Origin of the sequence: Intrasporangium sp., from assembly GCF_039812505.1 — a bacterium.
In the GTDB taxonomy this organism is placed as follows: domain Bacteria; phylum Actinomycetota; class Actinomycetes; order Actinomycetales; family Dermatophilaceae; genus Intrasporangium_A.
Genome location: NZ_JBDIAQ010000001.1, coordinates 25,329 through 42,322 on the forward strand (window position 1 = coordinate 25,329; position 16,994 = coordinate 42,322).

Sequence of the window (16,994 nt, forward strand, 5' to 3'; positions counted from 1 at the left end):
GGAGGGTTGCAACGCGTCCTGCCGGGGGGCCCGGATCCACCCTGACAGATCGCGCCGACACGAGGTCGGCGTCATCCACAGGGCAGGGCCCGCGCGGCGAACGTGGGCAACACTACCGGGTTGAGCGGCATACGACTAAACCGCGGGCGGCCGCCTCGCTGTCGGCCGCCCGGGGCCGCGACGCGGGCGCGGCTACTTCTCGTGCACGTAGGTGCCGGGGGCCGGCTCCTGCGGCGGGTACGTCGCGGACCCCAGGGCCTCTGGGGCCGGTTTGCGCGTCCCGGAGCGCGGCCGGAGCCACTCCATCCAGTCCGGCCACCACGAGCCCTGGTGCTCCTCGGCCTTGGCCAGCCACGCGTCCGGGTCCGGGCCGCCGGCGGGCGCGATGCGGTACTTGTAGCGCGAGCTGCCGGGCGCGTTGACGAAGGTCTGGATGTGCCCGCTGTTGACGATGACGACCTGGTTGTCGCCGCCGAGCAGCTGGCTGGTCATGTAGCAGGGGCGCCACGTCGTGATGTGGTCGCGCTGTCCGGCCACGACGAAGCCGTCGGACTTGACCTGGGACAGGTCGATCGGGGTGCCCAGCAGGGTCATCCCGCCCGGCTCGACCACCATGCGGTTGGCCAGCATGCTGTTCGTGTCGCGGGAGAACTTGGCCGACAGGTTGGTTGCGTCGTCGTTCCACGCCAGCACGTCGAAGGCGGGCGCATCCTGACCGAGCAGCCAGTCGTTGATCACGTAGTTGTAGACCAGGTCCTTCGGCCGCATCCAGGCGAAGTTGTGCGCCACCTGCTTGGAGTTGTAGACCTTGGCGTCCGTCGCCGCCTTGGTCAGCTCGCCCGAGATGCCCGGCGTGGCCATCATGGTGACGCCGTTGGGCTTGCGCGCATCCAGCATGGTGACGATGTAGGTGGCCGCGTGGACCGGGTTGGTGCCCTTGGTGACCAGGTGGGCCTGCACCAGCGCGCTGGTCATCCCGCCGGCGCACAGCCCCACCAGGTTGAGGTCCTTGGCCCCGGTGATCTCCCGGACGATGTCGAAGGCCCGGATGTGTGCGGCGAGGTACTCGTCGAGGCCCCACGCGCCGTGCCCGAGCGACGGGTCCTCGCGCGGGTTGCGCCAGACGATCATGAAGGTCTGCATGCCGTTGGCGATCGCGTACTCCACCATCGAGCGCCCGGGGGCGAGGTCGAGCACGTAGTGCCGGTTCAGCTCCGGCGGCACGAACAGCAGCGGACGCCGGTGCACCTGCTCCGTGGTCGGGTTGTACTGCAGCAGCTCGAAGATGTCCTCGCGGTAGACCACGGCGCCCGGGGTGCAGGCGAGGTTCTCGCCGACCGTGAACGGGCTCGTGTCGACCATGCTGGGCATGCCCCGGTTGTCCTTCAGGTCGCGCAGGAAGTGCTGCATGCCACGCAGCACGGACATCCCCCCGGTCTCGAGCGCCCGGGAGACGGCGACCGGGTTGGTCAGCAGAAAGTTCGCCGGCGAGACCGCGCCGGTGAAGATGTCGGTCAGGTACCGGGTGCGCTTCTGGCTCTCCCAGTCCGCGTCGTCCTGGGCGGTCATCCGCTCGACCGCCTGCGTCCAAGCCAGGTGGCCCTGCGCCAGCCGGCGGTACACCGGGTTCTCCCGCCACCGCCGGTCGCCGTAGAGCGGGTCGCGGGTCGGGATCTCGATCTCCGAGAGGTTGAGCACGACCTTGGCCCACTCCGCGAGCAGCCGCGGCGTCTCGGTGGCCAGGACCTCCGGCCGGGTCAGCAGCTTGACCAGCTCACGCATCCGCAGCGGATCGAACGCGTCGGCACCGACCGAGATCGCTCCGCCGACCGACTCTTCCAGCTCGTTTCGATCCATGGGACCATCACCATCACTTTGCTAGCTCGACCGGACCGGGCGTGTACCCACGCCACGCCGTGCTCGTCGGGACGTCACTCGTCGGGACGTCGCTGGGGACCTCGTCGGGACGGGTCCCGGTTGCCCTCCGTCGCGGGCTCGGCACCTGCCGAGCGTACCTCACTGCCCGGGCGGCTCGGCGTCCCAGATGAGGTGCTCGGCCACCGCCACGACCTCGTCGTGCTGGTTGCGTGCCTCCACGCGGCAGGTGATCCGGTGCCCGTCCTCGGACCGGGCGGTCATCGCCTGGGCCAGGCTGATCGTGTCCCCGAAGCGCACCGGCTTGGTGAACCGCATCCGGTTGTAGCCCAGCGACAGGCCGTCGACGCCGTTCTGCAGCATCCACCGACCCGCGACGGTCGACATGAGCCCGACGGTCAGCGCGCCGTGCGCGACGCGTTCGCCGACCGGGTGGCTGGCGGCATACACCGCGTTGATGTGGACCGGGTAGAAGTCACCGGTGATGCCGGCGAAGGAGTAGACGTCGAACTCGGTGATCGTCTTGGTGAACTCGACCGCCCCGGGAAGTTCGCGGACCGGCGGCTCCTGCTTCGGCTCTGGTGTCATGGCGTCAGCCTCTCGCGTCGTCCGCGTCCGGCGCTACCCCGGGTGCCGCGGCCGGGCCGGACGGGTCCGGCCGGCCGAGCGGGTGGTCGGCGCGACCGGTTGCCACGCGCTCGGCGGCGGCCCGCAGGTAGCTGCGGTAGACCGAGCGCAGGGCCTCCTTCTCGGCCGGGGCAAGCACGCGGTCGAGCGCTATCGCCGTCTCCACGCTGACCGGCTCGCCGGCGCCCTCGTCGGGACCCGACTCGCCCGCCGCGGGCTGCGGGCCGCGGTCGGGAAGCACCTGCTGGCGCAGCATCTCCTCGACCGACAGGTGCAGCGCCTCGCCGATCTGGACCAGCACCCGCAGGGTCGGGTCGTGCAGACCGCGCTCGAGCTGGCTGAGATAGGCGTTCGAGACCAACGTGGCCCGCGACAGCTCACGCAGGGACATGTTGGCCAGCTCGCGCTGGGATCGGATGAAGGCGCCCATCGCGGCGCGCTGGGACTCCCACATGCCCGAGATCGGACCTGTCATCGCGGCATCCTGCCTTCCGGGTACGAGCAGGAGCCACCCGCGGCTGCGGGTGGCTCCTGCCGGCGAATCGCTGGAGACGACTGGCGTGCGCCGCGCCTCAGGCCTTCTTGGCGGCCGGCTTGGCAGCCGGAGCCTGCTCGGCGGCCTCGGTCGCGACGGCGCCGGCCTGCAGCAGCGAGTGGACGAACTGCTTGTTGAGGTCCATCAGCTGGGCAGCGAAGTCGTAGACCGAGTCGACGATCGCGGTGGGGTCACCCATGACCTGCTTGGCACCGGGCACCTGCGCGAGGGTCGGCACCTGCGGGGTGAACTTGGCGACGGCCTGGCTCCACGCCTGCACGGCCTCGACGGCGGCGGCCTGGCCGGTACGGATCGTCTCGAGCGCCTGAGCCTGGGCGGAGGTGATGAGGTCCTGAGCGTTGTCCATGACTACTCCTTTGGTAGTGATTGAGATACTGAGCGGTACCTCTCCACTGTACGAACCTCGTGTTCACTATGTCAAGCGGCCGGCGCGCGCGTCGTCTGGTGCGGGTCGCCGGGCCGGCCGCAGCCGTCAGGCCGTGGCCACCCCGGCCTGCCGGTCGAGGAACTCCGTGATGATCGGTCCGACGACCCGGGCGCGGTCGAACGGGAACAGGTGGCCCCCGTGGTCGATGACCCGCAGCTCGGCGTGCGGGATGCCGCTGGCGAGCAGTCGGGAGTTGGCCACCGGCGCGAGCGGGTCCTCGTCGCCACCCAGGACGAGGGTCGGCATGGTGAGCCGGGCCAGCCAGGGCAGGCTCGACCACGTCGAGCCGGCCGCGAACTGGTAGAGCAGGCCGGTCAGCGACGGGCGGGCGCCGTTCCAGCCCGACAGCTCGGTGTCGAGCAGGCCGGGGTGGCGCCCGACCCGGCCCCGGTAGAGCACCGGGGCGGACAGCTCGTGGACGGCCTTGCACTGGTAGAGCAGCGGGTTGGTCACCGCCAGCATCGCCAGCGGGTCGGCCGGGAAGCCGCCCCAGCCGCAGGCGGTGCCGACCAGGACCATCGAGGCGACCCGGTTCGGGTGGTCCTTGCCGAGCTGCTGGGCGATCATCCCGCCGAAGGAGTAGCCCAGCACGTCGAAGACCTCGATCCCGAGCTGGTCCAGCACGTCGCGGTAGAGCTCGGCGAGCTGTCGGATCGTCATCGGGTACCGCGGCGCCTGGGAGCGGCCGGTCCCCGGGTGGTCGACGGCGACCAGGCGCCGGCCCGGCAGCCGGTCGACGAGCGCCTGCCAGCCCTCGAGGCGCCCGCCGAGCCCGTTGACGAGCAGCAGCGGCCGGCCGGCGCCGACGTCACGGATCCGCAGGGCCAGGCCGGTGCTCTCGACGAACCGGTCGGCGCTCCGGGCGAAGGGTCGGGTCATGACCATGCTGCTGCTCCCTCTTGTTGACGACGCTGCCGGCACGGGCGGCGGAGCGCGGGTCGTCCGGCCGGGACGCGCTCCCGGTCCCCATCTTCGCCGACCGGCACGGCCGCCGTTCACATCTTCGCCAACCCGTTCCGGCGGCGGTCACGCGGGTCCGCCGTACCGGTCAGGTGAAGCGGACCACGAGGGCGTCGCCGGCCCCGGCCATCGGCCCGGCGAGGTCGTCGACCTCGTCCGGCGGCTCCCCCTCCGGCGCTCCCCCCGGCCCGACCGGAGCAGCCCGGTCGTGGGCCTGCAGCCAGGTCGACACCACCAGCCACAGCACGGCCAGCACCCGGAGCATCGAGATGGCCGCGTACCACGGGTTCGGCAGACCCCGGTCCGGCACGGTGGTGGCCGCGATGACGAGCCAGACGGCCACGAAGTTGACCGCCTCACCGGTGGCCCAGACGAGGTGGTCACGCCACTGGACCGCGGCCAGTGCGACCAGCGGGACCAGCCAGAGCGAGCTCTGCACCGTGAAGGACTTGCCGGTGACCAGCACGATCCCGACCATGACCAGCGAGACCTCGGCGATCGTCGGGCGCCGCGGCGCCGCCAGCGCCAGCACCGCGCCGAGCAGCACGGCCAGGACCCAGCCCGAGACGGCGAGCGCCGTCACCACGCCGACCGAGAGGGGGTGGCCGGCCAGCTGCGGGAGCAGCCACGGCGAGCCGTACCCCGGACCGGCGGTGGCCCAGTCGGCGTAGGCGGACGTGGCCGCGGCGGGGTTGAGCAGCCACGTCGCGGCGAACACCACGACCAGCACGAGCACGGCCTGCCCGGCGGTGCGCCGGTAGTCGCGCAGCCGCCCGGCCCGCACGGCCAGCAGGCCGATCGCGATCAGCAGCAGCACCGGGTAGGACCGTGCGGCCATCGCGAGCCCGAGCAGCACGCCCGCCGTCGTCGGGCGGCGCCGGCCCCAGGCCCACAGGCCGGCCGTGGCCAGCGCGACCCCGACCGCGTCGGCCGAGATGAACGCGACGAGCGCGACGACCGGCGACAGGGCGACGTGCGCCGCGAGCCAGGGCCGGCGCAGCGAGCCGGCCACCATCCAGATCATCGCCAGCACGAGGACCGAGGTGACGACCGCCCACAGCGCGAAGTACCAGGCGATCCGGGCTCCCTCGCGCCCGTCCGGCACGAGGGAGCCGACGAGCATGAGCAGCACGCCGGTCAGCGGCGGCTGCCCGGTCACCGGGGCATCCGCCCCACCCTGGAGGTATGCCGCTATCCCCCGTTCCAGCCCCGCGTCGCGGAACGCGTTGGGCAGGTCGGCGTAGCAGGCGTCCCAGAACTGCTCGGTTCCGGTCCAGTGGGTGCGCAGGCAGGGTGCCCGCAGCAGGATCCCGAAGCCGAGCGGCAGGGCCGCGAGGGCGGTCAGGATCGCCGCGGTCACCGGCCAGCGCGGGTCGGGCTCGGCGGCATACCGTCCCCTCGGGCCCCCGATGACCTCGGCGGCGGCCCGGGCGACGGGGTCGGGCGCCACGCCTGCCTCACCCCGCCCGGGAGCGGGTCGCGCCTGCCTCGGGCCGGGGTGGCCGGGGCACCGTGAACGTCGGCCGGCTCCGCGTGGGCGGCCGGGTCAGCGTGGGCCGGGCCGGCACGGTCCGGGTGGGCACCGGGGGGCCGGTCTGCGACGGCGACTGGGTCGAGGGTGCCTCGGTCGTGGTCGGCGCGCCGGTCGGGGTACCCGTCCGGGGCGTGGTCGGCGCGATGGTCACCCGGTTGTCGCCGACGCCGGCCCGGGGCGGGAAGGACTCGACGGGCACGCCCTGCAGGACCGGCTGCATGAACTCCATGAAGATGTCCGCCGGGATGGTGCCGCCGGTCAGGTTGTAGCCCTCGGCGTCGGTCATCGTCGTCGGGTTGCCGGCCGCGTCCGGCTTGTACATGCCGATCGAGACGGCGAGCTGCGGGACGAACCCGGAGAACCAGATGGACCGGTTCTCCTCGGAGGTCCCGGTCTTGCCGGCAACCGGACGGTCCAGGCCCTGCAGCTTGGTCGCGGTCCCGCCGGGCCGGACCGTGTAGGTCATCGCGTCGGTGACATCGGCCGTGACGTCCTTGTCGAAGGCCCGCGTCGTCTTCGGCGTGGCGACGTAACTGAAGCCGGACGTGGTCGAGGTCGCCGACTTCACCAGGTAGGGGGTGCTGCGGATGCCCTGCGCGGCGATCGTCGAGTAGGCCGAGGCCATGTCGATCACGTGCGGGGAGGACGTGCCCAGCACGTTCGTCAGGGTCGTGTCGAGCCCGGCCGTGTCGGCCGGGATGCCCGCGTCGATGGCGGCCTGCCTCGTCTTGGCCGGGCCGACCTCCTCGTTGAGAGCCACGAATGCCGTGTTGATCGAGCGGCCGATCATCCGCCGCATGTCGATCATCCCGTAGGACACGTGGCCGAAGTTGTTGATCGTCACGTCGTGGAACGTCTGAGGCGAGTTGCCGTTGAACTGCGTCCGGGTCGAGATGCCGTCGCGGACGGCGGCGAGCACCGCGAACGGCTTGAAGTTCGAGCCGGCCTGCAGGATCGCCTGGGTCGCGGCGTTCCACTGGGACTTCTGGTAGTCGGCACCGCCGTACATCGCGACCACGGCACCGTCGCCCGGCTCGATCGCGACCAGGCCGCCGTCGACCTTGTCGGGCAGGTTGCCCTTCATCGCCGTGACCGCGGCGGCCTGCGCCTTCTTCTCGATCGTGGTGGTGACCCGCAAACCGCCCTGGTCGATGTCCTTGTCGGTCAGGCCGATCGCGTTGAGCTCCTTGCGCACCTCGGCGGTGATGTAGCCGGTCGGGCCGGAGCCGTAGGTATTCGCCTTGCGGGGGTTGATCCTGGGCAGCTCGGTCCACTCGGCGCGTTCGGCGGCCCAGAGCCAGCCCTGGCTGACCATCCCGTCCAGCACCCACGCGTAGCGGCGTTCGAGGTTGGTCCGGGCCTGCTCGCCGTTGGCCGGGTCGTACATCTCCGGCGCGTTCGTGATCGCGGCGAGCACGGCGCCCTCGCCGACGGTGAGCTGGGAGACGTCCTTGCCGAAGTAGGTGCGGGCCGCGCTCTGGATGCCGTAGGCCCCGCGGCCGTAGTAGATGGTGTTGAGGTAGTTCTCGAGGATCTGCTGCTTGGACATCTGGTTGTCGATCTTGATGGCCAGCAGGATCTCCCTGCCCTTGCGCGCCAGGGTCCGGTCCTGGGTCAGGAAGTAGTTCTTGACGTACTGCTGGGTGATCGTGGACCCGCCGACCTGAGCCTCGCCGGTGACGCTTGTCTTGAGCGCCCGCAGGATGCCGGAGATCGAGATCCCGCTGTTGGTCCAGAAGGTGCGGTCCTCGGCGGCCAGGTGCGCGTCCTGGACGTGCTTGGGCACCTGCGAGAGCGGTACCGACTCGCGGTTGCCCTCGGCGGAAGAGATCCGGTCGAGCTCGGTGGTGCCGTCGGCGTAGTAGAGGATGGACAGCTGGGCGCTGGCCAGGTCGTTCGGCTGCGGGATCGACATCCGGGCGTAGGTCACGCCGATCCCGATGGCGCCGAGGACGAACAGCCCCAGCACCGTGAGGGAGCCCCACTTGAACGTCGGGACGGCCCAGCGACGCCAACCCGTGCGCGGCGGCTTCTGCTCGGGCCGCTCGTCCGGCGCGGCCGGCTCGCCGCGCCCGTCCTGCCTGCTTCGCGCCACTGGCTCACTTCCCGTCCTGGATCGACCCGGTTGAGGGATCCGGGCCGCGTATCAGTATGACCGCCCGCGTCGCGCGCACCGAAACCCGAACCCCGCCGGTGGTGCCGGAGCCGGCGCGGCGGCGAGCTGCCGCAACTGTCGGCACGGCACTGCCGGGCGGGGTGCTGATCTGGGCACAGGCGGTGATGGACCGGCCCGCGACGGTAAAGGTCGGGACGCCCTCATCACCTGCTCCGCCACGGGGAGCAGCGGGCCCACTGCGTCGCTGAGCGGAGCAGCGGGCCCACTGCGTCGCTGAGCGGAGCAGGTGATGAGGGTCGCGGGACGCAGGTGGCGGCGAACCGGCGGACGACCATTGGTCGCCATCGGGCGATTCGCAGGCCTGGGCCGAGCACGGGAGCGGCAGGCTCGTGGCGCAATGGTCGTCCGTGGGAACACGTGGACCTGAGCCTGACCATTGACAACCCGCACCATGACCGCACGGCGACATGACACGGCCACACGCAGGACACCGCCACACGCACCGCGACATGACGTGGCGCCGCTACTACTGCGGGGCGGCGCTACGACGCGCACGACGCGCCGGCCGGAACGAGCGGACCGGCCCGACCCAAACCAGACGCGAGGATGTATCGCACCGATATATCTGCGGTACTCTGACCGCATGCCGAGGTCCCCCACGAGCAGGCCGAGCCGACGTGCTGCGCTGCTCGAGTTCGCGATCCTCGGCCTGCTGCACGACGGTGCGCTGCACGGCTACGAGCTGCGCAAGCGGCTCACCACCGCCTTGGGCATCTTCCGCGCCCTGTCCTACGGCTCGCTCTATCCGGCGCTGCGCGGCCTGGTCGCGGCGGGGCAGATCTGCGAGACCCAGCCGCCCGGGCCGGCCCGGGGCGGTCGGCGCGCCCGGATCACCTACGAGCTGACCGCCCAGGGCAAGGAACGCTTCCAGGACCTCGTGGCCCACTCCGGGCCCGACGCATGGGACGACGAGGACTTCGACGTCCGGTTCGCCTTCTTCTCCCGCACCGAGGCGCAGGTCAGGCTGCGGATCCTCGAGGGCCGGCGCTCCCGGCTGGAGGAGCGCCTGGCCAACATCCGGGCCGCCGCGCTGGCCCGCCGCGAGCGGATGGACAGCTACACCCTGGCCCTGCAGCGGCACGGCGAGGAGCGCGCCGAGCGCGAGGTCCGCTGGCTCGAGGAGCTGATCAGCGCCGAGCGACGCAGCACGCCGGCGCCGGGCGGGCCGCCACCGCCCCCGGAGGGCGCGCCGAGCACGGAAGCCGGCTCGGCGGCATACCCCACGATCGACCAGACCCACCCCCAGACCGCACACCCAGAGAACAAGGAGTGATCCATGGGATCCATTCGCGTCGCCATCGTCGGCGTCGGCAACTGCGCCAGCTCGCTCGTGCAGGGTGTCGAGTACTACCGGAACGCGGACGCCACCACCACCGTCCCCGGCCTGATGCACGTCGAGTTCGGCGACTACCACGTCGGTGACGTCGAGTTCGTCGCCGCGTTCGACGTCGACGACAAGAAGGTCGGCAAGGATCTCGCCGAGGCGATCGATGCCAGCGAGAACAACACGATCAAGATCTGCGACGTGCCGACCACCGGGGTGACGGTCCAGCGCGGCCACACCCTCGACGGGCTCGGTAAGTACTACCGCCTGACGATCGACGAGTCGCCGGCCGACCCGGTCGACGTCGTGCAGGTCCTGACCGACCGCAAGGTCGACGTGCTCGTCTCCTACCTGCCGGTGGGCTCGGAGCAGGCCGACAAGTTCTACGCGCAGTGCGCGATCGACGCGAAGGTGGCGTTCGTCAATGCGCTGCCGGTGTTCATCGCCAGTGACCCCGAGTGGGCCGCGAAGTTCGAGGCCGCCGGCGTGCCGATCGTCGGCGACGACATCAAGAGCCAGGTCGGCGCGACGATCACCCACCGGGTCATGGCCAAGCTCTTCGAGGACCGCGGGGTGGCGCTGGACCGCACCTTCCAGCTCAACGTCGGCGGCAACATGGACTTCAAGAACATGCTCGAGCGCGACCGGCTCGAGTCCAAGAAGCTCTCCAAGACCCAGGCGGTCACGTCCAACCTGCACGGCGCGCTGGCCGGCAAGAAGGACGACCGGAACGTCCACATCGGCCCGTCGGACTACGTGCAGTGGCTCGACGACCGCAAGTGGGCCTACGTCCGGCTCGAGGGTCGTGCCTTCGGTGACGTGCCGCTGAACCTGGAGTACAAGCTCGAGGTGTGGGACTCGCCCAACTCGGCGGGCATCATCATCGACGCGATCCGCGCGGCGAAGATCGCCAAGGACCGCGGTATCGCCGGGGCCCTGCTGTCCGCCTCGTCGTACCTGATGAAGTCGCCGCCCGAGCAGCGCGAGGACACCGCGGGCCGGGCGCGGCTCGAGGCGTTCATCCGTGGCGAGGAGTCGCGCTGAGGTCGACTCCCGGTCCCGACCGTATGCCGCCGAGCCCGCCTCCCGACGGAGGCGGGCTCGGGTGCGTCACGGGACGGCCACCGCGCACCGGCCGCCGACCGCGACAGGTTCTTGGATCAGCACCCTCCCGCAAGGCGAAGTGCACCGCCGACGGCCCCCGAGAGCGCCTCTTCGGGCAACCGGATCGGCTGGTCTGACGCCTAGCATGGACTGGACCAGCGCGCGTGCAGCACGCCTGGGCCGGCGTCTCATCGCGCAGCGCCGGCTCGACTGGACCAGCCCGCGCGTGCAGCCGCACGAACCGGCGCGGCGTGCGCGGGCCCGCACTGACATGGGAGGCGCAGGTGTCCCACGAACGATCCGTCGAGCCGGACGACCCCACCCGGGCGCCACGAACCGGCCGGGTCCAGCCTGCGTCGCCGAGCGGAACCCGGCCCGCCGTCGCGACAGCGGCCGGGTTGCCCCCGAGCACCCCGCAGCAGCTGCTCGCCCTGCAGCAGCTCGCCGGTAACCGGGCGGTCACCGGCCGGGTGGCCCAGCCCAACCCGGTCCAGCGGATGGTCACGCAGACCGGGCTCAAGTCGGAGCACGCCATGAAGGTCCTGAAGAACCATCTCAAGGGCGACCCGCCGTTCAAGCCGCAGCGGGGCAACTTCGGCGCGGTGTCCTGGTTCGCCGGGTCCGGCAACCCCTACGTCGGCGGTCAGGCCCAGTCGTACGACATCACGGTCGACGTGCTGATCAACCCCGACCCGGTCAGGCTTCCGGCCACCTACTTCGCCCAGTTCATGCAGCAGTACGTGGCGCAGACCGGAGCCGACCTGGCGGACCCCGACACCCATCACGACTTCTGGGTCGCGCTCGGCCGAGCCCTGGAGACCGGCGGCGCGCAGCAGGTCCCGATCGACCAGAGCGCGGTCAGCAGACAGGGCGGTGGCACCTTCGTCGTCGTCGGCGGCAGCGCCCGCGAGTCGATCACACTCGCCAACCCCGCCAAGCTGGCCCAGGACCTCGGCGGCGGCGAGGCCCTGACGAAGACCGTCGAGGCACGCCGGACCAGGCTGGCGCCGCGGTTCACGGTCGTCTTCGACCGGGTCGCCCCGGACCAGGCCCGGGCCGGCGCCCCGCTGGCCGCCTTGCAGGCCTACATCGCGAGGCCGGCCGGCCTGACCAGGAGCGAGAAGGATTTCCCGGCCATGGGCTGGGGAGAGAAGAAGGTCCCCGCCTCGGTCGAGGTGACCTTCACCCTGACCTACCCGGACTACAGCATCGCGCGGCGCCAGGCCAAGCGGCTGGCCACGGCGATCGGGGACGGCCGGCTCGTCGGGCACCAGGTGCGGGTCTCCGGGGGCCCCGGCTGGTCGGCCAAGGCGACCAGATCCTATCGCAGCTGAGGCCGAACGGGCGTCCGGCCGGACCGTCACGGCCTCGATCGACCCACGTCACAGTATTTGGACACACATAACGTTGTGCTATGTCTCGGTCCACAATAGCGGCGGCCGTGTGGCGCCGCCCCGGGCGCCCCCCACCCGAGAGGAACCAGCATGAGCGCACCGCACCTGGGCGAGATCGCCCCGGACTTCACCGCCGAGACGACCGAGGGCACCGTCACCTTCCACAGCTGGAAGGGTGACAGCTGGGCGGTGCTGTTCAGCCACCCAGCCGACTTCACGCCGGTGTGCACCACCGAGCTCGGCCGGGTCGCGACGCTGGAGAGCGAGTGGGAGCGGCGCGGCGTCAAGGTCATCGCGGTCTCCGTCGACCCGCTGGAGAGCCACCAGGGGTGGAAGCGCGACATCGCCGAGGTGGCCGGCTCCGAGGTCGGCTACCCGATCATCGCCGACGAGACGCGCGCCGTGTCCGAGCTCTACGACATGATCCACCCAGGCGAGGGAGACACCTCCGGCGTGCGGTCCGTCTTCGTGATCGACGGCTCGCACAAGGTGCGCCTCACCCTGACCTACCCGAAGAGCGTGGGCCGCAACTTCGACGAGATCCTGCGCGCCGTCGACGCGCTGCAGACCACCGACCGGGGGCCCTACTCGACACCGGCCGACTGGCGCGCCGGTGAGCGCGTCGTCATCGCGCCCGCCATCCCGACCGCCGAGGCCAGGGACCGGTTCGGCGACGTCGAGGAGCTCACGCCATACCTGCGCTACGCCGCCGAACCGGCGCGCTGACCCCGGGACGCACGCGTGCCCCGGCGGGCGCGGGCACCGCGCCCGCCGGGCGGCACGACGTCATCCTCGGAACTCGGCTCAGAGCACCGGCGGGTCGGCCATCCCCGGTTCGAGCACCTTGCCCACCCCCGGGCGGGCGTTGGCCAACGCCTCCACGAGCAGGGCGTCGGCGGCCTCGCGGGCGCTCTCCCCGCTCCACGTCATCCGGGCCGCGATCAGCCCGGAGACCAGCGGCGTCGAGAACGAGGTGCCGCTCCAGTTCGCCAGGCCGGGGATGAAGTTGGCCTGCTGTCCCTGCAGTGGCGGCTCCTGGTAGGTGTAGACGCCTTTGGGGTAGGCGTTGACCACGTCGGAGCCGCGGGCGTAGACGTCCACCCAGCTGCCGTGGTTGCTGTACCCGGCGCGGCTGCCGTCCGCATCCAGCGCGCCGACCGAGACCGCCCACGGGAACGCCGCGGGCCAGAACGGGCCCCGGTCGCCGTCGTTGCCGGCCGCCGCGACGAGCACGGTGCCCTTGATGTGGCGCAGGCGCTCCTCCCAGAAGACGAGCAGCGACAGCAACGGCCGACCGCCCCGGGTCCGGGTGCCGGCGGACATCGAGATGATGTCGGGCATCCCCTCGAGCACCTCCCCGAGGTCGTGGGCCAGCTCGCTCTCGAGCACCGCGCCGCCGACGATCATCAGCGCGTCGACGTCGACCTGCGCCGCAGGGGCCATCGTGCGCAGCACGCCGGCCACGAAGGTGCCGTGACCGGTGTAGTGCCCGATGCCGCTCGGCTCCGGCTGCCCGGTCACCCCGGTCAGCCAGGCGTGCTCGGCGACGACAGCGGGCAGCACACCGGTGTCCACCACGGACACCCGCACGCCCGCCCCGTCGGAGTCCGGGTCCGGGTTGATCCCGGGCACCGGCGCCCCCGCGGACGGCAGCGGCTCGGTCGCCGGGCAGCAGCTCGAGGTGGTGATGTGCAGCACGTGGTCCGGCGTCGCGACCCCGGCCCCGAGCGCCGCATCGAGCCGCGCGAGGACGTCGGCGGTGCTGCCGAGCTTGTCGGCCGGGACCTCGATCACCTGCAGGCCCGCGACCGCCCGGCCGCGCCCGGCACGGGTCTTGTCGTCCTGCTGCTCCAGGCCGAGCACCCGGTAGACCCGCGGCGCGTCCACGTCCCGGGTCAGCACCGTGCCCTCCCGGTAGAGGTAGACGGCCTCCTCAAGCGGGCGGTCCGGCGGATAGGCAACTACGGTGATGCCGATGCCCTCGAACGCCTTGATGATCAGCTCGAGCTGCACCGCCTTGCGCCGGTCGGCCAGCGCCTCGTTGCCCGGGTCCCACCAGCGCACGTCCGCGTCCTTCGGGAGTTCCGGCCTGCTCTTGTCGTTGTCAGTGGTCATGTGAACCTTCAGGTCGCTCGAGTACGGGTAGGACAGCCATGACGTCGAACGCGCATCCGGGACTCGCGGGCCCGCTGCCCCGAAGGCGTCGCCGAGTCGCTGACGACTCTGGCACCTCCGGTGCCCGACCGCACGCCGAAACCGTCCCTGGCCCCCGTCCCGTCCCTGGTATGCCGCTCAGCCCGGACCCTGCCGAGACCCTCCTGCCGCTCGCGATCGGCGACCCGCCGGCCGCGTTCGTGGCCGCGCAGCGGCTGCTGGCCGACTCCCACGACCCGTACCACCGGTCCGTCGCCCACCAGACCATCGCGGTCGTGGAGCGTGACCGGGGCCGCCTCGACGAGGCGACCCGGCAGGGGTTCGCCGCGTTGCGCCAGGCTCGCCGCGTCGACCCGGACCGGCAGCGGGAGCGCGAGGGCGACGTGCTCGCCACGCTGGCAGCGGTGCTGGCCTACGCGGGCCGGACCGGCGAGGCGTTGCGGCGCTTCGACGCGGCGATCCCGCTCACGCCCCCGAACCGCCTGCCCCGGGTGCTGCACCGCCGGGCGCACATCCTCGGGCTGCTCGCGCACTACGACGCGGCGCTCGCGGACCTCGACCGCGCCGTCTCCGGCAGCCGAGCGCTGGGCGACACGCTCTGGGAGGGCCGGTCCCTGGTCAACCGCAGCGACGTGCACCTGGCCCGCGGCGAAACGGCCGCCGCGGAGCACGACGCCCGGCGGGCCGAGGAGCTGCTGAGCAGCATCGGGCAGCGCTTCGAGGCGGTGCAGGCGGTCCACAACCGGGCCCTGGCCGCCCACCAGCGCGGCGACCTGCCCACCGCGCTGGCCCTGCTCGACACGGTCACGGAGCGGTACGTCGAGCTCGGCAACGTGCGCGACGACCTGGTCGGGGACCGGATGGAGATGCTGCTGACCGCGGGGCTGGTCGACGAGGCGCGCGAGCTCGGCGCCGCCACCCTCGCCCGGGGGGGCCTGGCCCCGGTCCGGCGTGCCGAGCTGCTGCTCGTCACGGCCCGCGCCGCCCTGGCGCACGGCGACCTCGACGACGCCGACACCTGGGCCGGGGCGGCGGCCCTGCTGTTCCGCGCCCAGCTGCGACCCGGGTGGGCCGACCGGGCCGGGCTGCTGCGGCTGCGGGCGCGGTTCCTGGCCCGGCAGCAGGGCCTCGAGCCGACGCCGGCCACCCCGTCGTCCGGTGTGCCCACGGCGCCCCGTCGCGCCGCGCCAAGCGCCGGCGCGCTGCTGCGCGAGGCGCAGGTCCTGGTCGACTCGCTACGGCAGGCCCGGAGCACCGACCTGCCCGTCGGGCTCGCGCTGCACGGTCAGATCGCGCTGGCCGCGGGGCGGACCGAGCAGGCACAGTACAGCCTGGCGGAGGCGGCTGCGACCCGGCACCACGGTCCTCCGCTGGTCCGGGCGGCCGGCTGGCTCGCGGCGGCGCTGCTGGCCGACCAGCACCACGACGCCCGCGCGCTCATGACGGCCTGTCGACGGGGGCTGGACGCCGTCGACGAGCACCGCAGCCAGCTCGGCGACCTCGAGCTGCGGGCGCTGGCCAGCGGCCACGGCATCGAGCTGGCCCGGCTGGCGATCGGCGCGGCCGCCCGGTCCGGCCGCGCCCGTCGACTGCTGTGGTGGAGCGAACGGTGGCGCGCGACGGCCCTCACCAGCGCGGCCGACCCGGTCGAGGACCCTCGGCTGCGCCAGGACCTCGCGGCGTTGCGCGAGGTGGCCCGCCGGCTCGACGCGCTCGAGGACGGCGATCCGGGCCGGTCGGCGCTGGGCCGCCAGCGCGCCCATCTCGAGGCGTCGGTGCGCAGCGCGCAGCGACACCGGCGGGCTCGGGCCGAGCCGGGGCACCAGGGCAGCCCGGGCCTGGACCTCGACGCGGTCTTCGCCCGGCTGGGGGACGACGGCCTGCTGCTCAGCATGGTCAGCGACCGGGACGCCCTGCACCTGCTCGCGATGTTCCGGGGCAGGGTGCGGCACGAGCTGGTGGGCCCCGTCTCCGCCGCCTTGCGCGAGGCCGAGTTCGCGCGCTTCACGTTGCGCCGGGCCGCCCTGGGCCGGCGGGTCGACCTGACCGCAGCCGGGGGGCAGCTGCAGCAGGTCGCCCTCCGGACCGGTCGGCTGGTGCCCCGAGCTGCTCGACGGGTCGTCGTGGTCCCCCCGGCCGACCTGCTGACCCTCCCGTGGGGCCTGCTGCCCGTCCTGGCCGGCACGGTGCTGACGGTCAGCCCGTCGATCGGCCTGTGGCTGCGCGCGGGAGAGCGCCGGGACGATCCCGCCCACCCGGGTCGCGCCGGCCACGTCGCGCTGGTGACCGGCCCCGGCCTGACCACCCGGGAGCAGGAGGTCATCGGGCTGAGCCGCATCCACCCCGGCGCGTGCGTGCTGCACCCGGCGAAGGCCACCGCGGCGGCTGCGCTGGAGGCGCTCGACGGTGCCGCCCTGGCGCACATCGCGGCGCACGGCACCTTCCGGGCCGATGCGCCCCTCTTCTCGTCCCTCCGGCTGGCCGACGGCCCGCTGACCGTGCACGACCTGCAGGCGCTGGCCCGTCCGCCGCTGGCCCTGGTGCTGTCGGCCTGCGACTCGGGCGGGGCCGCGCCGATCAGCCCGTACGAGGCGCTGGGTCTGGTCTCCAGCCTGCTCGGGATGGGCACCAGCGCCGTACTGGCCAGCGTCGTACCGGTCAACGACGCGTCGTGCCTGCCGGTGATGTCCGACGTGCACGCCGCGGCCGGTGCCCACGGGTCCCTCGCCGAGGGGTGGCTGGCGGCCCGGCGCGCCGCCGGCGACGACGTGCTGCGTGCCGCGACGGCGGCCGCCTTCACCGCCTGGGGCGCCTGACGCCTCCGGCGGGCCCGTCCCCGACGCCCCGGCCCCCCGGACGGACC

13 protein-coding genes are annotated in these 16,994 nt (G+C 72.7%); 5 read left to right on the forward strand and 8 right to left on the reverse strand.

Annotated features, from left to right (window positions below; all coding sequences use genetic code 11):
• Positions 1 to 192 precede the first annotated feature (192 nt).
• From WMI84_RS00145 to WMI84_RS00175, 7 genes are all read right to left on the reverse strand, one after another.
• A complete protein-coding gene (locus WMI84_RS00145; protein ID WP_347349959.1) occupies positions 193 to 1,857 on the reverse strand; it encodes an alpha/beta fold hydrolase in 1,665 nt (554 codons plus the stop codon).
• A 159-nt stretch (positions 1,858 to 2,016) separates the two neighbouring features.
• Complete coding sequence (locus tag WMI84_RS00150; protein ID WP_347349960.1) at positions 2,017 to 2,463, reverse strand: MaoC/PaaZ C-terminal domain-containing protein; 447 nt, start codon at positions 2,461 to 2,463, stop codon at positions 2,017 to 2,019.
• Positions 2,464 to 2,467: 4 nt separating this feature from the next.
• Positions 2,468 to 2,977, reverse strand: coding sequence for a helix-turn-helix transcriptional regulator (locus tag WMI84_RS00155; protein WP_347349961.1), 510 nt, complete (start codon positions 2,975 to 2,977; stop codon positions 2,468 to 2,470).
• Positions 2,978 to 3,074: 97 nt separating this feature from the next.
• Positions 3,075 to 3,404, reverse strand: coding sequence for a hypothetical protein (locus WMI84_RS00160; protein ID WP_347349962.1), 330 nt, complete (start codon positions 3,402 to 3,404; stop codon positions 3,075 to 3,077).
• 126 nt (positions 3,405 to 3,530) lie between these two features.
• Positions 3,531 to 4,364, reverse strand: coding sequence for an alpha/beta hydrolase (locus WMI84_RS00165; RefSeq protein WP_347349963.1), 834 nt, complete (start codon positions 4,362 to 4,364; stop codon positions 3,531 to 3,533).
• A gap of 169 nt (positions 4,365 to 4,533) precedes the next feature.
• On the reverse strand, positions 4,534 to 5,895 hold the full coding sequence (locus WMI84_RS00170) for a glycosyltransferase 87 family protein (protein ID WP_347349964.1): 1,362 nt from the start codon (positions 5,893 to 5,895) through the stop codon (positions 4,534 to 4,536).
• 7 nt (positions 5,896 to 5,902) lie between these two features.
• Entirely contained in the window at positions 5,903 to 8,074 is a 2,172-nt protein-coding gene (locus tag WMI84_RS00175; protein ID WP_347349965.1) for a transglycosylase domain-containing protein, read from the reverse strand.
• A 664-nt stretch (positions 8,075 to 8,738) separates the two neighbouring features.
• Here WMI84_RS00175 and WMI84_RS00180 point away from each other — a divergent pair.
• From WMI84_RS00180 to WMI84_RS00195, 4 genes are all read left to right on the forward strand, one after another.
• A complete protein-coding gene (locus WMI84_RS00180; protein ID WP_347349966.1) occupies positions 8,739 to 9,428 on the forward strand; it encodes a PadR family transcriptional regulator in 690 nt (229 codons plus the stop codon).
• A 3-nt stretch (positions 9,429 to 9,431) separates the two neighbouring features.
• Positions 9,432 to 10,523 carry an inositol-3-phosphate synthase gene (locus WMI84_RS00185; RefSeq protein WP_347349967.1) on the forward strand — a complete coding sequence of 364 codons (1,092 nt, stop codon included), beginning with the start codon at positions 9,432 to 9,434 and terminating at the stop codon, positions 10,521 to 10,523.
• Between the two features lie 344 nt (positions 10,524 to 10,867).
• Positions 10,868 to 11,917 (forward strand): hypothetical protein, encoded by a 1,050-nt coding sequence (locus WMI84_RS00190; RefSeq protein WP_347349968.1) that lies wholly within the window; start codon positions 10,868 to 10,870, stop codon positions 11,915 to 11,917.
• A gap of 150 nt (positions 11,918 to 12,067) precedes the next feature.
• Positions 12,068 to 12,703 (forward strand): peroxiredoxin, encoded by a 636-nt coding sequence (locus WMI84_RS00195; protein ID WP_347349969.1) that lies wholly within the window; start codon positions 12,068 to 12,070, stop codon positions 12,701 to 12,703.
• A gap of 78 nt (positions 12,704 to 12,781) precedes the next feature.
• On the opposite strand, the gene WMI84_RS00200 is transcribed toward WMI84_RS00195, so the two are convergent.
• Positions 12,782 to 14,092, reverse strand: coding sequence for a S8/S53 family peptidase (locus WMI84_RS00200; protein ID WP_347349970.1), 1,311 nt, complete (start codon positions 14,090 to 14,092; stop codon positions 12,782 to 12,784).
• Positions 14,093 to 14,262: 170 nt separating this feature from the next.
• On the opposite strand from WMI84_RS00200, the gene WMI84_RS00205 reads away from it, so the two are divergent.
• Positions 14,263 to 16,947 carry a CHAT domain-containing protein gene (locus tag WMI84_RS00205; RefSeq protein ID WP_347349971.1) on the forward strand — a complete coding sequence of 895 codons (2,685 nt, stop codon included), beginning with the start codon at positions 14,263 to 14,265 and terminating at the stop codon, positions 16,945 to 16,947.
• The last annotated feature ends 47 nt before the right edge of the window (positions 16,948 to 16,994 follow it).

Coding starts and splice junctions, on each gene's coding strand:
- WMI84_RS00160 (WP_347349962.1), bottom strand. CDS start 3,404: ATGGACAACGCTCAGGACCTCATCACCTCCGCCCAGGCTCAGGCGCTC.
- WMI84_RS00200 (WP_347349970.1), bottom strand. CDS start 14,092: ATGACCACTGACAACGACAAGAGCAGGCCGGAACTCCCGAAGGACGCG.
- WMI84_RS00155 (WP_347349961.1), bottom strand. CDS start 2,977: ATGACAGGTCCGATCTCGGGCATGTGGGAGTCCCAGCGCGCCGCGATG.
- WMI84_RS00180 (WP_347349966.1), top strand. CDS start 8,739: ATGCCGAGGTCCCCCACGAGCAGGCCGAGCCGACGTGCTGCGCTGCTC.
- WMI84_RS00150 (WP_347349960.1), bottom strand. CDS start 2,463: ATGACACCAGAGCCGAAGCAGGAGCCGCCGGTCCGCGAACTTCCCGGG.
- WMI84_RS00195 (WP_347349969.1), top strand. CDS start 12,068: ATGAGCGCACCGCACCTGGGCGAGATCGCCCCGGACTTCACCGCCGAG.
- WMI84_RS00165 (WP_347349963.1), bottom strand. CDS start 4,364: ATGACCCGACCCTTCGCCCGGAGCGCCGACCGGTTCGTCGAGAGCACC.
- WMI84_RS00185 (WP_347349967.1), top strand. CDS start 9,432: ATGGGATCCATTCGCGTCGCCATCGTCGGCGTCGGCAACTGCGCCAGC.
- WMI84_RS00145 (WP_347349959.1), bottom strand. CDS start 1,857: ATGGATCGAAACGAGCTGGAAGAGTCGGTCGGCGGAGCGATCTCGGTC.
- WMI84_RS00205 (WP_347349971.1), top strand. CDS start 14,263: ATGCCGCTCAGCCCGGACCCTGCCGAGACCCTCCTGCCGCTCGCGATC.